This window comes from Pseudomonas sp. RC3H12, assembly GCF_018596375.1.
Taxonomy (GTDB): domain Bacteria; phylum Pseudomonadota; class Gammaproteobacteria; order Pseudomonadales; family Pseudomonadaceae; genus Aquipseudomonas.
In genome coordinates this window covers 5727110-5741958 of record NZ_CP075595.1, presented here as the reverse complement: position 1 = coordinate 5741958, position 14849 = coordinate 5727110, and the positions used below count along the sequence as shown (strand labels likewise).

At 65.9% G+C, this 14849-nt stretch carries 12 protein-coding genes; 6 read left to right on the top strand and 6 right to left on the bottom strand.

The window, feature by feature from the left end; translation table 11 throughout:
• The first annotated feature begins 84 nt into the window (after positions 1–84).
• Positions 85–1584 carry a purine-cytosine permease family protein gene (locus tag KHO27_RS26005; protein ID WP_110702985.1) on the top strand — a complete coding sequence of 500 codons (1500 nt, stop codon included), beginning with the start codon at positions 85–87 and terminating at the stop codon, positions 1582–1584.
• Between the two features lie 13 nt (positions 1585–1597).
• A complete protein-coding gene (locus KHO27_RS26000) occupies positions 1598–3028 on the top strand; it encodes an aldehyde dehydrogenase family protein (protein ID WP_214500987.1) in 1431 nt (476 codons plus the stop codon).
• Positions 3029–3139: 111 nt separating this feature from the next.
• Here the strand turns inward: KHO27_RS26000 and KHO27_RS25995 are convergent, their stop codons facing one another.
• The 5 genes from KHO27_RS25995 to KHO27_RS25975 all read right to left on the bottom strand — a co-directional run bounded on the left by KHO27_RS25995 (position 3140) and on the right by KHO27_RS25975 (position 8471).
• Positions 3140–3661 (bottom strand): GNAT family N-acetyltransferase, encoded by a 522-nt coding sequence (locus KHO27_RS25995; protein WP_110702980.1) that lies wholly within the window; start codon positions 3659–3661, stop codon positions 3140–3142.
• Positions 3619–3909, bottom strand: a complete 291-nt coding sequence (locus KHO27_RS25990; RefSeq protein ID WP_110702548.1) for a type II toxin-antitoxin system TacA family antitoxin — start codon at positions 3907–3909, stop codon at positions 3619–3621. Before KHO27_RS25990 ends, KHO27_RS25995 begins: the two co-directional genes overlap by 43 nt.
• A 305-nt stretch (positions 3910–4214) precedes the next feature.
• A complete protein-coding gene (locus KHO27_RS25985; RefSeq protein WP_214500986.1) occupies positions 4215–6617 on the bottom strand; it encodes a DUF3772 domain-containing protein in 2403 nt (800 codons plus the stop codon).
• Positions 6618–6671: 54 nt separating this feature from the next.
• Complete coding sequence (gene ada, locus KHO27_RS25980) at positions 6672–7730, bottom strand: bifunctional DNA-binding transcriptional regulator/O6-methylguanine-DNA methyltransferase Ada (RefSeq protein ID WP_214500985.1); 1059 nt, start codon at positions 7728–7730, stop codon at positions 6672–6674.
• Positions 7731–7844: 114 nt separating this feature from the next.
• Positions 7845–8471: a DNA-3-methyladenine glycosylase family protein gene (locus KHO27_RS25975; protein ID WP_214502022.1), complete on the bottom strand. Its 627-nt coding sequence runs from the start codon at positions 8469–8471 to the stop codon at positions 7845–7847.
• A 167-nt stretch (positions 8472–8638) separates the two neighbouring features.
• Here KHO27_RS25975 and KHO27_RS25970 point away from each other — a divergent pair, with 167 nt between their 5' ends.
• The 3 genes from KHO27_RS25970 (at position 8639) to KHO27_RS25960 (ending at position 12668) form a co-directional block, all read left to right on the top strand.
• On the top strand, positions 8639–9154 hold the full coding sequence (locus KHO27_RS25970; RefSeq protein ID WP_046857166.1) for a sigma-70 family RNA polymerase sigma factor: 516 nt from the start codon (positions 8639–8641) through the stop codon (positions 9152–9154).
• Positions 9141–10097 carry a FecR domain-containing protein gene (locus KHO27_RS25965; RefSeq protein WP_214500984.1) on the top strand — a complete coding sequence of 319 codons (957 nt, stop codon included), beginning with the start codon at positions 9141–9143 and terminating at the stop codon, positions 10095–10097. The genes KHO27_RS25970 and KHO27_RS25965 overlap by 14 nt, the downstream gene beginning before the upstream one ends.
• A 96-nt stretch (positions 10098–10193) precedes the next feature.
• On the top strand, positions 10194–12668 hold the full coding sequence (locus tag KHO27_RS25960) for a TonB-dependent siderophore receptor (protein ID WP_110702539.1): 2475 nt from the start codon (positions 10194–10196) through the stop codon (positions 12666–12668).
• 22 nt (positions 12669–12690) lie between these two features.
• Here the strand turns inward: KHO27_RS25960 and KHO27_RS25955 are convergent, their stop codons facing one another.
• Entirely contained in the window at positions 12691–13848 is a 1158-nt protein-coding gene (locus KHO27_RS25955; RefSeq protein WP_214500983.1) for an MFS transporter, read from the bottom strand.
• Positions 13849–14562: 714 nt separating this feature from the next.
• On the opposite strand from KHO27_RS25955, the gene KHO27_RS25950 reads away from it, so the two are divergent.
• Entirely contained in the window at positions 14563–14805 is a 243-nt protein-coding gene (locus KHO27_RS25950; RefSeq protein ID WP_110702535.1) for a hypothetical protein, read from the top strand.
• Positions 14806–14849 lie beyond the last annotated feature (44 nt).

Genomic DNA, 14849 nt, shown 5'->3' with positions numbered 1-14849 from the left:
CCTTTCAAGCGGCCCTGCCGCACTGCCATCGCACCCACAACAAGGCCGCCCGACGGCCGACAACATTCGCGCTGGAGCATCACCATGAGCCACTCGACCGGTATCGAGACCAATGGCGTCGAACAGATCCCCGACGATCAACGCGACGCCGCCCCGCTGGACCTGTTCCGCCTGATCTTCGGCGGCGCCAATACCTTCGCCACCGCCGTGCTGGGCAGCTTCCCGGTGCTGTTCGGGCTGTCGTTCCAGGCCGGGGTCTGGGCGATCCTGCTCGGCGTCGGCGTGGGCGCGCTGATCCTCGCGCCGATGGGCCTGTTCGGCGCGCTCAACGGCACCAACAACGCGGTGTCGTCCGGCGCGCACTTCGGCGTGCACGGGCGTATCGTCGGCTCGTTCCTGTCACTGCTGACCGCCGTCGCGTTCTTCTCGCTGTCGGTATGGAGCTCCGGCGATGCCCTGGTCGGCGGCGCCAAGCGCCTGGTCGGCCTGCCGGAAACCGACCTGACCCTGGGCCTGGCCTATGGCCTGTTCGCGATACTGGTGCTGGTGGTGTGCATCTTTGGCTTCCGCTTCATGCTGTGGGTCAACAAGATTGCGGTGTGGGCCTCGAGCCTGCTGTTCCTGCTGGGCATCTTCGCTTTCGCCGGGCCCTTCGATGCGGGCTACGCCGGCAGCGTCAACCTCGGCCAGGCCGGTTTCTGGGCGGCGTTCGTCGGCGCGGCGATCCTGGCCATGAGCAACCCGGTGTCGTTCGGCGCCTTCCTCGGCGACTGGTCGCGCTACATCCCGCGGCAAACGCCCAAGTCGCGCATCATGCTTGCGGTGATCCTCGCCCAGGCCGCCACGCTGATCCCGTTCCTGTTCGGCCTGTGCACCGCCACCCTGGTGGCCAGCCAGGCACCGGACTACATCGCCGCCAACAACTACGTCGGCGGCCTGCTGGCGATCTCGCCGGGCTGGTTCTTCCTGCCGGTGTGCCTGATCGCGGTGATCGGCGGTATGTCCACCGGCACCACGGCGCTGTACGGCACCGGCCTGGACATGTCCAGCGTGTTCCCGCGCCTGCTCAGCCGCGCCGCCGCTACCTTGTTGATCGGCGTGCTGGCCATCGGCTTCATCTTCGTCGGCCGCTTCACCTTCAACCTGGTGCAGAGCGTGTCGACCTTCGCCGTGCTGATCATCACCTGCACCAGCCCGTGGATGGTGATCATGATCCTCGGCCTGATCACCCGCCGCGGCTTCTACCATGCCGACGACCTGCAAGTGTTCACCCGTGGCCAGCAAGGCGGTCACTACTGGTTCGACCACGGCTGGAACTGGCGCGGCATGGGCGCGTGGATCCCCAGCGCGGTGGTTGGCCTGTGCTTCGTCAACCTGCCCGGGCAGTTCGTCGGCCCGCTGGGCGAGCTCGCCGGCGGCATCGACCTGAGCCTGCCGGTGACCCTCGGCATCGCCGCCGTGCTGTACCTGATCCTGCTCAACCTGTTCCCCGAACCGGCTGGCGTGTATGGCCCCCTGGGCCCGCGCTGGGTGCGTTGCAAAAGCACGCCGGTAAAGCCCGTGACCACTGCCGAAATAGCCTGACTGGAATCCGACCATGACCACTCCTCACTACATCGACGGCCGCTGGGTCGAAGGCCAGGGCAGCGACTGTATCGTTGTCCACAACCCGTCCGACGGCCAGGCGTTAGCCGAACTGATGGCCGCCAGCAGCGCCCAGGTCGACCAAGCCGTTGCCGCCGCGCGCCGGGCCCTGGCGGCCTGGAAGACGGTCAGCGCCACCGAGCGTGCCAACTACCTGCGCGGCTTCGCCGAACAGCTGGGCCAGCGCCGCGACGAATTGATCGCCCTGCAGATGCGCAACAACGGCAAGCCGCGCCACGAGGCCGAGATCGACCTCGACGACGCCATCGCCACCTTCGCCTACTACGCCAACCTGGCCGAGCAGTTACCGGCGAAAAACCGCGACGTCCCCCTGGCCGCGCCGGGCTTCACCGCCCGCACTCGCCTTGAGCCGGTGGGCGTGGTCGGCCTGATCGTGCCGTGGAACTTCCCGCTGGTGACCAGCGCCTGGAAGCTCGCCCCGGCCCTCGCGGCCGGCTGCACCGTGGTGCTCAAGCCCTCCGAAATCACCCCGCTGATCGAGCAGGTCTACGGCCAGATCGCCGAGGTGCTTGGCCTGCCGGCCGGCGTGCTGAATATCGTGGGCGGCAAAGCCGAGACCGGCGCTGCGCTGAGCGGCCACAACGGCCTGGACAAGCTGTCATTCACCGGCAGCAACGGCGTCGGCAGCCAGGTGATGCGCGCCGCCGCGGCCCAGTGCCGGCCAGTGACGCTGGAGCTGGGCGGCAAGTCGGCCATCGTGGTGTTCGACGATTGCGATGTCGACCAGGCGGTGGAGTGGATCGTCGCCGGTATTACCTGGAACGCCGGGCAGATGTGCTCGGCCACCTCGCGCCTGCTGGTGCAGGACGGCATCGCCGATGCCCTGCTGCCGCGCTTGCAGGCGACGCTGGCGGCGTTGCGCGTGGGCAACCCGCTATCTGAAGAAGTGGACATGGGACCGCTGACCAGCCAGGCGCAGTGGCTCAAGGTCGCCGGCTATTTCGCCACCGCCCGCGAAGAAGGCCTCAAGTGCCTGGCCGGCGGCACCGCGCTGGACCGCGACGGCTGGTTCGTCAGCCCGACGTTGTATGTGGATGTACCGGTAAGCAGCCGCCTGTGGGGCGAAGAAATCTTCGGCCCGGTGCTGTGCGCGCGGCGCTTCGGCAGCGAGGCCGAGGCCATCGCCCAAGCCAACGACAGCCGCTTCGGGTTGGTCGCCACCGTGTGCTCCGCCGACCTGGAGCGCGCCGAGCGCGTGGCCGATGCGCTGGAGGTGGGGCATGTGTGGATCAACTCTGTGCAGGCGGTGTTCGTCGAAACCTCGTGGGGCGGGACCAAGGGCAGCGGGATCGGGCGTGAGCTCGGGCCTTGGGGGCTTTCGGGGTATCAGTCGGTGAAGCATGTGACGCAGTGTCTGGGCTGATCACCATGCGACGCAAGCCCTTGTCGGCTCGAACGGCATGGGCTTTTGCTTCTCGCTGGAAGTGTTCAGTCTCCGGCGACTACCTTGCAAAAATGTAGATTCGAGAAATGGCTAGCGTAGCGCAAGCATCATGGTCTTGGGCGACAGATCAGGGCAGTTCTTAAACCCGGCCTTCGTCGCATAGAACTGCTCAAGACGCTCATTCAGCGGGTGAACAACCATCGCCAGGCAGCCGACCGACTCAGAAGCGAAGAGTGCTCTTTCGATCGCATCCTGCAACAAGTCGGTGGCCACCCCCTGCCCTGCCGCCTGCCGAGTCACCCCCATTCGTCCCAGGAGCACTATTGGCAAATCGCTTGGAGCATTGCGTCGCAGGCCGGCCGTTGCTCCGTGAGCACGAGCGACAGATCCATTTGACAGCGTGTAGTAGCCTGCAACGAGCGATGTACCTTTGAAACAGGTGACATAGACCACGGCATGTTTCGCGAGTTGTGCCTTCAAGGCTTGGTTGCGCAAGTAGGCGTCGATAGATGCCTCTCCGCTTTCGAACTGATCCAACAGGTGAAATGCCTCGAGCTTGCGTGGCGCCGTCAGCTCCAGCGCTTTGGTCTTGCCAGCAGTTTCCTCACGCATTCATTGCTCCTGATGGGATCATCTTCCAGTGCCTGGGCGAAGCGGTCGAACGCCTCTTCATCTAGCAGAAAAAGCCGGCGCTCCATCAGGACTTCCTCGGCCCGCTTGCAGGCAGCATCAAGAACAAAACTGGTCCTGTCGCCACCCACCACTTCCACGGCTGCATCTATCAGGTCACGCCGATGCTCTGCCACTCTCATGTTCAGAGGTACCGCCTTGGTGCGGTCCCGGGTGTGCAAATCACTCATTGGTGACTCCCCTGCCCATAACACCTGGGCGTTGAAATCGACGGAGGATGTCGACTTGCAAAAGGCTACTCCTCTGTAACGCAAATGTATAGCTGGTAGGTAATTTGCGTTACGAACGGCCGCTCCCTGACGATGGTCACTACCTTGCACATTCACGCCCAAAACTACACGTCAGCGTTTTCTGAAAGGCCCGCAGGCAGCTTCGAGTCAGGTGGGCATAGCAGATTTAACGGCAGCGTTTTGCCGGAGAGCATCGCGAGGCCAGTCGCATCGGTGCGCCGATGCGACTGGCCTCGCGATTGGCCTTATGCCGATTCGTCGGCCTGGCGCCCGTTCTCCTGCACCAGCACCATGCTCGCCGGCGATGACAGGGCGATGCCTTCCTCGCGCAAGCGCCCGAGGATGGTGAACAGCAGGTCGCTGCGCGTGTTCGACACCTGCCGAGGCGACGCCACGTAACCGCTCACGCCGATCACCATGCCACTGCTGGTCAGGTCCTTGAAGGTCACCGAAGTGGCCGGCGCGTCGAGGATCGACTCGTGCTCCTTGTACGCCGCCAGCAGTACCTCGCGCACTTTCGCAGGGTCGGTCTCCAGCGGCAGCGTCAGGGTGATGCCCACCACCCCCAGGGCATTGGCCATGGTCACGTTGCGCACGTTCTGCGAAATGAACTGCGAATTGGGCACGATCACCGTCGAGCGGTCGGACATCTGGATTTCCGTGGCGCGCACGTTGATCCGGCGAATATCACCCTCGACACCGGCCAGGCTCACCCAGTCTCCCACTTTCACCGGGCGCTCGGTGAGCAGGATCAGGCCGGAGATGAAGTTCTGCACGATCTGTTGCAAGCCGAAACCGATACCCACCGACAGCGCACTGACTACCCAGGTCAGGCTGGTCAGGTTGATGTGCAGGGTGGACATCACCAGCATGGCCAGGAACAGGAAGCCCAGGTAGCCCACCAAGGTCACCAGCGAGGCGCGCATGCCGGCGTCCATGTCGGTTTCCGGCAGCAGGCGTTCGCTCAGCCAGCGCTTGACCACGCGAATGGCGAACCAGCCACCGAGGAAGATCGCCACGGCCAGGAAGATGTCCTGGGGCACGATGTTCAAGTTGCCCAGCACCTTGCCACCGGTGCCGTCCCAGTCCGCCAGGCTCAGCAGCAGCTCGCCCGGGCTGGTGCCCGATGGCATGAATATCAGCAACGCGGCGGCAAACAGCAGCAGTGTGCGGCCGATGCCCGCCAGCACCGTGCTGGCCTGGGCCTGGTGGCGTTGCTGCAGGCCCAGCGCCGAGGCCAGCGCCAGGCCACCTGGCTGACGCGGCGACAGCAAGGTTTCGCACAGGTCGCCGAACACGGTCACCAGCAGGTAGGCGCAGGTCACCACCACGCTGACCCACAGCAGCTTGGCGGTGAGGAAGTAGGCCAGCGTCAGGTAGCCGGCGAGTAGGGTCAGCAGGATAGCCGCCACCCAGACCACGATCACGAACGGGATCAACCCGGCCAGGCCCTTGGGACGCTCAAGGTCGTGCAAGCGATGGGCACGGCGATAGCGCAGCAGGGCCACGACGAACAGCAGCGACACCACCAGCGCGGTCAGGCCATTGGTGGCCAGGGTCAGCGCCAGGCTGGTGCCGATCACGCTGTTGATGCGTTCCTGGGTTAGCAGCACCATCAGCGCCAGGGCCAGCACTTTGGGGAACCAGCCCAGGGCGCTGGCCACCTCGTCGGCGATCGGCGGCAGGCGCCAGGACGGGCGCTGCAGCATCAGCATGGCGCGGCCCAGACCCGAGATGAAGGCACTGAAGATCACCAGCGCAAGAATATGGTTAGTCAGGCTGGCCAGGTCGGTGCCAAGCTCCGCGCTGCTCTCCAGGCCCCAGCGCAGCAACGACACAGAGCCGGAGATAGTGCCCAGCGTAGCCAGGCTGACGCTCAGGGCCAGGGCGCTGCGGCGCAGACGGCCTTCGGGCAGCCAGCGGATCATCGCATCGGCCAGCAGGCGCTCCAGCAGCCGCCGCACCAGGGTCCAGACCAGCACCGCCGCCACCAGCGCGGTGATGAACAACCAGCGGTGTTCGGCGCTGAAGGCGCTGGCCATGGCGTCCGACACCTCGCCGCGCAGGTCGCGCAGGCGCGCCACGTCATCATCGGTGGGGCGGATCAGGCTCGACCAGAACGCCGGGCTCAACGGGCTGGCGGCGCGGCTGGTGATCTGCGAGTTGAACAGGCTGCGGCGCAGGTTGACGATCTGCGTGGACAGGTCACGGGCCGACTGGGTCAGCGTGGTGGCGTCCTTCTGCTCGGCGACCACCTTGTTCTTTTCGTCAGTGAGCTGCTTGCGCTGGCGGGTCAGGCTCTCGGCCTCCTCGGCCATGGGTGGGCCGAGCACGTTGAGCTGGTCGTCCAGGCGCTGCACGTCGGCGGTGCGCTGGGTGGCCAGCACATCGGCCTGGCGCTGCACCTGCAGGGCCGACTGACGCAACTGCGCGAGCAGGTCGTCGTTGGCATTGCTGGTGACGCCCTGGCGGATCTGGTCGAGTCGTTCGCTCAACTCCTCCAGGCTGGCGTTCTCGTCCAGCACCTGCTGCTCGGCCACGGCCAGGCGCGATGCCGGCGTGGCCGGGTCAGCCCAGGCCGGGACGGCCAGGCACAACAGCAGGGCGAAAATCCCCGCATAGAATCGGTCAAGGCTGACACGCCTCATCGAATGTTCCTCTACGCAACTCGACAGGGCGTGAATTCTACTCGGTCCGCGCGCTCAGGAGAGTGCCGTCTCTCGGTCCAGCAGTTGGCGCTTGCGCTCGATACCCCAGCGGTAGCCACTGAGGTCGCCGTCACGGCGCACCACCCGGTGGCAAGGAATCGCCACGGCGATCGCGTTGGCCGCGCAGGCCTGTGCCACCGCCCGCACCGCCTTGGGCGCGCCGATGCGCTCGGCGATGTCGGTGTAGCTGACCGTGGTCCCGGGCGGCACCTCGCGCAGCGCTTGCCAGACCCGCTCCTGGAACGCCGTGCCCTGCACATCCAGGGGCAACGCCAGGCCCAGCGCCGGGGCCTCGACGAAGCCGATCACCTCGGCCACCAGCCGCTCGAAAGTGTCATCGCCGCCGATCAGCCGGGCCTTGGGGAACTTGTCCTGCAGGTCCTTGAGCAAAGGCTCGGGCTCGTCACCCAGCAGGATCGCGCAAATGCCCCGCTCGCTCTGGGCGACCAGGATCGCCCCCAGCGAGCACTGGGCCACGGCAAAGTGGATGGTGGCACCCTGGCCGCCGGCACGGTACTCCCTCGGGCGCATGCCCAGCCGTTCGGCGGCGCTCTCGTAGAAGCGGCTGTTGGAGTTGTAACCCGCCTCGTAGATGGCCTCGGTGACGCTGTCGGCGGCATCCAGGCGCTCGCGTAGACGCTGGGCGCGAAAGGCCGAGGCGTAGGCCTTGGGGGTCAGGCCGGTCTCGGCCTTGAACAGCCGATGCAGATGGAACGGGCTGACGTTCAGCTCGCTGCCGAGCTGGTCGAGGTTGGGCGCGGTTTCACTGGCCTCGATCAGGCGGCAGGCGCGGGCTACCAGGTCGGTGCGCCGACTGCCCTGCGCGGCCTTGCAGCGTTTGCAGGCGCGGTAGCCAGCTGCCTCGGCCTGGCCGGGGTCGGCAAAGAACTCGACATTCTCGCGCTTGGCCAGGCGCGACTTGCAGGCGGGCTGGCAGTAGACGCCGGTGGTGCGCACGGCATAGACGAAATGGCCGGTCGCGGCGGTGTCGCGGGACTGCACGGCGTGCCAGCGTTCAGCGTCGGTGGTGTAGGTGGTCGGGGCGTGGTTCATGGCGCCTCTCCTTGGTTCGATGCGCTGAGCTTGGCGGCTTGGCCGACAGTGAACACTCCGAATCTTGCGTTATCTCAACGGACCCGCGATAGGGCCGTGCAGGCGGATGACACTTCAAGCCCGCCACAGGTACCAGGCCGCCACGGTCCGGTACGGGCTCCACGCCCCGCCCAAAACCCGCATCTGCGCGGGCGTCGGCGCCTTGTCCAGCCCCTTCATGCGCCGATACCCCTCGCGCACGCCAAAGTCGTCCACCGGCAGGATATCCGATCGCTCCAGGCTATAGATCAGCAGCATTTCCACCGTCCAGCGCCCGACTCCGTGCAGCGCCACCAGACGCTCGACCAGTGCGGCATCCGACATATGCAGCGCCTCTTCCCGGCTGGGCACCACACCCTCCACACGCGCCTGGGCGATCCCGTGAACCGTGGCGATCTTGCTCGCGGATAGCCCGCAGGCGCGCATCGCCTCCGGCGTCACCGCCAGCAACTGTTTGGGCGAGGGAAACGCACCTTCCGGGAACAGCGCCAGCAATCGCCCGAGGATCGCCTCGGCCGCCCGCGCATGCAACTGCTGGTAGGCAATGGCCCGCACCAGCGCCTCGTAGGGCTCACGACCGGGGGTAGCCCGATGCAAGCAGGGTCCCACGGCGGCAATATGCCGCGCCCAGTCCGCATCCTGCCCGGCCAGCCAGGCAGCGGCATCGTCAAAGGCCTGCGGGGAAAGGTCTGCAAGGATCATCGTTGGCGTTCGCATGGATACGATCTCCGAGCCTAGCCCAACCATTCATCGGTGAAACGCTCAATCTTGCTTATCTAATCGCTGGCATACCATTGATCCGCCAGTAGCGCCGCGCATAGAATTGAGAACCATTAACAATCACATTATCCGGGTAGGCTCTCCAGACGATGCAGATCGAAGACACGCTGAAACCGGCCGAGGTCGATCTGCTCTATCAGGCCCATCATCGCTGGCTGCGCGGCTGGCTCGGCGCCCGGGTGGGTTGCCGGGAGAACGCCGCCGACCTGGCCCAGGACACCTTCGTGCGCCTGCTCAAGGCGCGCCAGGCCTCGCCACTCAAAGAGCCACGCGCCTACCTGAGCAGCATCGCCCGTGGCCTGATGATCGACCAGTTCCGCCGTCGCGCCCTGGAAAAAGCCTACCTGGAAAGCCTGGCCAACCTGCCTGAACAAGAGGCGCCCAGCGAGGAGCAACGCCTGTTGATCCTCGATACCCTCGAACGCCTCGACCTTGCCCTGCAACGCCTCAAGCCCCGGGCCCGGCAGGCCTTCCTGCTGGCCCAGCTCGACGGCCTCAGCCTGGCGCAGATCGCCCAGCGCCTGGACGTTTCCCGGGCCACCGTGGAACGCGACCTGGCCAAGGCCCTGGGCGTCTGCTACCGGATGCGCTATGCCGACGCCTGACCAGATACCGACCCAGGCCCAGGTCGACCAAGCCATCGAATGGCTGGTCAAACTGCGCTACGACAGCCCCGGCCCACGTACCGAACAGCAGTTCCAGCGCTGGCTGGCCAGCCACCCGCAGCATGCCCAGGCCTGGCAGCGGGTCAGCAGCCTCGGTGACGAACTGGCCAGCCTGCCCGCCGAGTTGAGTCGGCAGACCCTTGCCGGTACCGAGCGCCGACGCATGAGCCGGCGCGACCATCTCAAGCTGCTGTCGGTATTGGCGCTGGGCGGCGCCGCTGGCTGGGCGGCGCGTGAACCGCTGGGCCTGTCGGCCTGGATGGCCGACAGCCGCACCGCCACCGGCGAGCGCCGTGAACTGCTCGGCAGCGACGGCAGCCTGATCCGCCTGAACACCGCCAGTGCCATCGACCTGCGCTACAGCGCCGACCAACGCCGGCTGACCCTGCTGCGTGGCGAAATCAGCCTGGACAGCAACGTCAACGACAACCGCCCGTTCAGCATCGACACCCCGGTTGGCACCCTCGGTACCCAGGGCGGCCAGCTGCTGCTGCGCGAGAACGCCCAGGGCTTGCTGGTGGCCGTGCGCCGCGGCGAGGTGACGTTGTTCCCCGCCTCCAGCGCCGCGCATTCGGTCAAGCCTGGCGAGGTGCTGCAGGTGTTCGCCCAAGGCGACTACCGGCCCGCCACCTTGCATGGCGACCCCTGGGGCTGGACCGACGGCGTACTGAGCGTGCAGCAGATGCCCCTCGGCGAGTTCATCGACGAGCTGTCGCGCTACCGCCCCGGCTTATTGCGCTGTGCGCCGGAGGTGGCCGGGCTGAAGGTTTCCGGCACCTACCAGCTGGCCGACACCGATCAGGTCCTGCTGCTGGTCGCCCGCAGCCTGCCGGTGCGCGTCGACTACCGCACACGCTATTGGGTAAGCATCGGCGCCGCCTGAACAATTGATGAAAATAAATGAGGTGGAATCTCATTCTCGTCCGGCCTGAAGGAAAACAAGCCCGAACAGTGGTCTGACAACCTTCAGGAGCGCTTCATGATTCGCCCGTGTTCCCCTCGCAATGCCACCCTGCGCCATGCCATCCACGCTGCCGCCCTCGGCCTGGGCATGGCCTGCGCAGGCGTGCTGCCGACAGTCGCCGTCGCCGCGCCCGCCAGCCAGAGCCAGCAGCGCGACTGGAGCATTCCGGCCGGCCCGTTGGCCGCCGCGCTGGACCAGCTGGCGCGCCAGGGCGGGCTGAACCTGTCGTTCGACGCCGGCAGCCTGCAGGGCAAGACCACCCAAGGCGTGCAGGGCCGGCATGACAGCGCGCAGGCGTTGCAGATCCTGCTGCAGGGCAGCGATGTGCAGGTCCAGCAGGAAAGCGAAAAGAGCTTCCTGCTGATACCCGCCCTGGAGGTGGGCGATGCCCTGCAACTGGGCGCCACCAGCATATCCAGCAACCGCCTGGGCGAGACCACCGAGCACAGCGGCTCCTACACCACCGGGGCAGTCACCATCGGCAAGACGCCGCAGAGCATCCGCCACACGCCGCAATCGGTGACCGTGGTCACCCGCCAGCGGATCGACGACCAAAACATCACCAACCTCACCAACCTGCTCGAGCAGACCCCAGGCATAGTGGTCAACCTGACCGACAGCGAGCGGGTGCAGTACTACTCGCGCGGCTACCAGATCGACGCCATCCAGTACGACGGCGCCACCGTGGTGCAGAGCAGCGGCGGTGGTTCGTTCATCCAGAGCGATTCGGCAATCCTCGACCGCGCCGAGATCCTGCGCGGCGCCACCGGCATGCTGCGCGGCGCCGGCAACCCCTCCGGCACCGTCAACCTGGTGCGCAAGCGCCCCACCTATGAGTTCCAGGGCGAAGGCAGCGTCACCCTCGGCACCTGGGATGCCCAGCGCTACGTCGCCGACCTTTCCGGCCCCTTGACCGAGACTGGCAACGTGCGTGGCCGGGTGATTGCCGTGCATGACGAGAAGGACCACTTCCAGCAATCGCGCCAGGAGCGCAAGGATGTGTTGTACGGGGTCATGGCCTTCGATCTCGACGACAGCACCACCCTGACCACTGGCCTCGAGTGGACCCAGCTCGACGCCACCGGCGCCTGGGGCAACCTGCCGGCCGACTACGACGGCTCGCCACTGCCGTTCGGCCGCAGCACCTACCTGGGCGCCGACTGGAACCGCTGGAACCGCAGCAACCTGCAGACCTTCGCCGAGCTCGAGCATCGCTTCGACAATGACTGGACGCTCAAGCTGATGGCCCAGCGCACCCACTTCGAGCTGGACGACAACGGCTTCAAGCAGACCTACTTCAGCCGTGCCACCGGCACCGCCAACCCGACCCGCAACCCTTACCTGATGAGCTACCAGGTCACCGAAGGCGATGGCGGCGAGAGCCTGCAGAACAACCTCAGTGCCACCCTCAACGGCCCGTTCGACCTGCTCGGCCGCAGCCACGAACTGATGCTGGGCGTCGAACGCATCCGCAACGACTCCTACGCCTCGGCCACCAACAATGTGCAATCGGGCGTGTTCGACATCCGCACCTGGGACCCGAAGACCAGCCTGGCCAACCCGAGCATCGACATCACCGCCCACCCGGTACGCACACGCACCACCCAGGAAGGTGCCTATGCCACCTGGCGCATCTCCCTGGCCGATCCGCTCACCGCGATCATCGGCGCCCGCGCCAACTGGTACGACTACGAGCAGGAAAACAACACCAAGGCCAACGGCAAGTTCAGCGTCGACAACGAGATCGTGCCCTACGCCGCGCTGATCTACGACCTCAACGAGAACTTCAGCACCTACGCCAGCTACACCGAGATCTTCAACCCGCAGACCAACACCGATGCCGCAGGCTCCGTGCTCGAGCCGGTCACCGGCGAAGCCTACGAGACCGGGATCAAGGGCGAGTTCTACGAGGGCCGGCTGAACACCTCGCTGGCGTTCTTCCGCATCTACCAGGTCGGCAACGCGCTGGACGACCTCAGCGGGCCGAACCCGTGCCTGCCCAACTACACCAGCGGCTATTGCAAGGTCGCCGCGGGCAAGAACCGCAGCCAGGGCTTCGAGCTGGAGATTTCCGGCGAAGTGCTGCCGGGCTGGAACGTGACCGGCGGCTACACCTACAACACCACCGAATACCTCAAGGACACCACCGGCAACAACGGCAACCCGATCCGCACCACCGACCCCAAGCGCATGCTGCGCCTGTTCACCAGCTATCGCCTGCCGGGCGAGCTGCAGGCCTGGACCGTGGGCGGCGGCGTGCAGGCGCAAAGCGCCATCTACAACCGCAGCGGCACAGCCGAAGCTTCGCAGTCGGGGTATGCGGTGTACAACGCGATGGTGAACTACCGCTTCAACGACAACTATTCGTTGCAGTTGAACGCCAACAACCTGTTCGACAAGAAGTACTACCGCCAGGTGGCGCCAACGCCGACCGGGTACTACTGGGGCGACCCGCGCAATGTGTCGGTGACCTTGCGCGGAACGTTCTGAGCTGCCGCGCGATGGCTGGGGGTCAGTCCGCCACCGCCTGAAGCTTGCCCGCCCGGCGATAGGCCTGGCGGGCGAAGCACACGAACAGCCCCGCCATCAGCGCCAGCGCCATGGGCAAGCCATGGGGCGCCACGTCCATCGCCGCGCCGCTGACCAGCGGCCCGACCAGGCTGCCGACGCCCCACAGCAAGCCGACGCTGGCGTTCGCCGTGACCAGGTCCTGGCCTTTGAAGCGCTGCCCGATCAGTACCAGCGCCAAGGTATAGATGCCCCCCGCCACCGCGCCGAGCACCACCAGCAGCGGCCACAGCAGCCAGGTCATCTGCAGCAGCCAGGGCAAGGCGATGCCGATACTCATCGCCACCAGCCCGCACACCAGGTGCAGCCCGGTACGCTCGACCCGGTCGGCGAGCCAGCCCAGCGGCAGCTGGAAGAGCATGTCGCCGGCGAACACCACGGTCACCATCAGCGCCGCCACGCCCACGGCGAAACCATGGCTGGAGGCATACACCGGCAGCAGCGACAGCACCACGGCATCGAAGAACGAGAAGAACAGCACCGCCACGCACAAGGCCGGGGCCACACGGAAGAAACCGGCCAGGCCGAAGCTCTTGGCGTCTTCCTCATGCGCGACATGATCGTTGGGCACGGTGAACAGGATGCACAGCAAGGCCAGGCCATAACAGAGGGTGACCACGCCGGTCAGCCATGGGCTATTGGCGCCCAGCAGCGCCAGCAACGCTGGGCCAAGTACCTGGAAGCCGGTGAAGCTGGTGGCGTACAGTGCCATGATCTTGCCGCGGTTGTGCTCCGGGCACAGCTCGTTGACCCACGACTCGCCAAGGATGATCGCGATGCCCATGCCGATGCCCAGCCCAAGGCGCAGCAGCGCCAACCACAGCATCGAGTCGAAGGCCCACTCGAGCAAGGCGATGCTCAGGGTGCACAGGCTGAAGCTGAGCAGGTAGATGACGCGGCGGGTCAGGTACTTGCAGCAGGCATCGACCATGAACGCCGAAAGCATCATGCCCGCCGCCGGGATCGCCGAGATGATGCCGATCTCCATCGTCCCCGCCCCCGCCTCGTGCAGGCGCAACGACACCAGCGGCAGGCTCGCCCCGAGGCTGAAACCGACCACCGACACGGCGAACAACAGGCCCGCCAGCAAACGCATGTTCATGTACCACTCCTTGCAAGCCGGCGCACAGGGGCTCTGGCCCTGGCCGACTGGAAAATCCGCTGAAAGATGTTCGAACGCAGGCGCCCGCCGTCACGCCGGGAAGGCGCGCTACGCAGGGGCGCGGATCAGTTCAGGGCAAGGTGTGGCGAGAAGGTGAAGGCGAACAGCACGCTGCGTCGACGCTTGAGCACCGTGTCGCTCGGCCACGCGCGGCGCGCTGTCGGGGCGACAGGCTGGCGGTGTGGGCGGAGGCTACGGGTACGGCGCATTGCATCGGCTACGCAGGAATTGAGGAGGCGGCACTCTAGGCCAAGGTGATCCGGACCGTCAATCGCCACAGTGGCTTCGCCCTCTCTGTGGGTGCCGCCGCGTTACAACGCCCGCTGAAAGTCTTGAGCGGAGAAGTGGTGATTTTTTAAGACTTTCCCTATTCCCTGTAGTCCATTTCCCAAACATACTCCCAAGCCCTTTCAAGCCATTGCGGTGCTCTGGGTTGGCCTCTAGTCTCGGGCGGTCGCTGCAAAATCAGCGACCGGCTTTGACAGGCCGCTCTGAACAAACCGCATGGCGCTGCTTTATGGCGGCTGTGCGTGGGGCACCTCGTGTGCGCCGGTTTCTGGTCTTGTTCACCGGTCTGTCAACCCATGTACAGCTGCCACCTTCTTGTTTGACAGCAACCGGTGGTGGTCCCTATCCACGAACAGGACCTTGACCATGCTTAAGATCGTTCCAGATCCACCCCACAACCCTCATTCCCTCGAAGACACCCTCATCCAGGCCAACGAGTACGCCCTGTGCGCGTTGACCGTGGCCCATCATGCCGTGCAGCTCAAGCCCAGGTCGCCGGCCGCCGTGTTGATGATGGCGTCGATGCATGAGATGGAGTCGCTGCGTGTGTTGCTCGAAGCGGCGTTGATCCAAGTACAGATGCCGGCACAGGCACCGACGCTGCATTAAGCCAGATCGCGGGGCAAGCCCGCTCCCACGTAGCCAAGTACTGC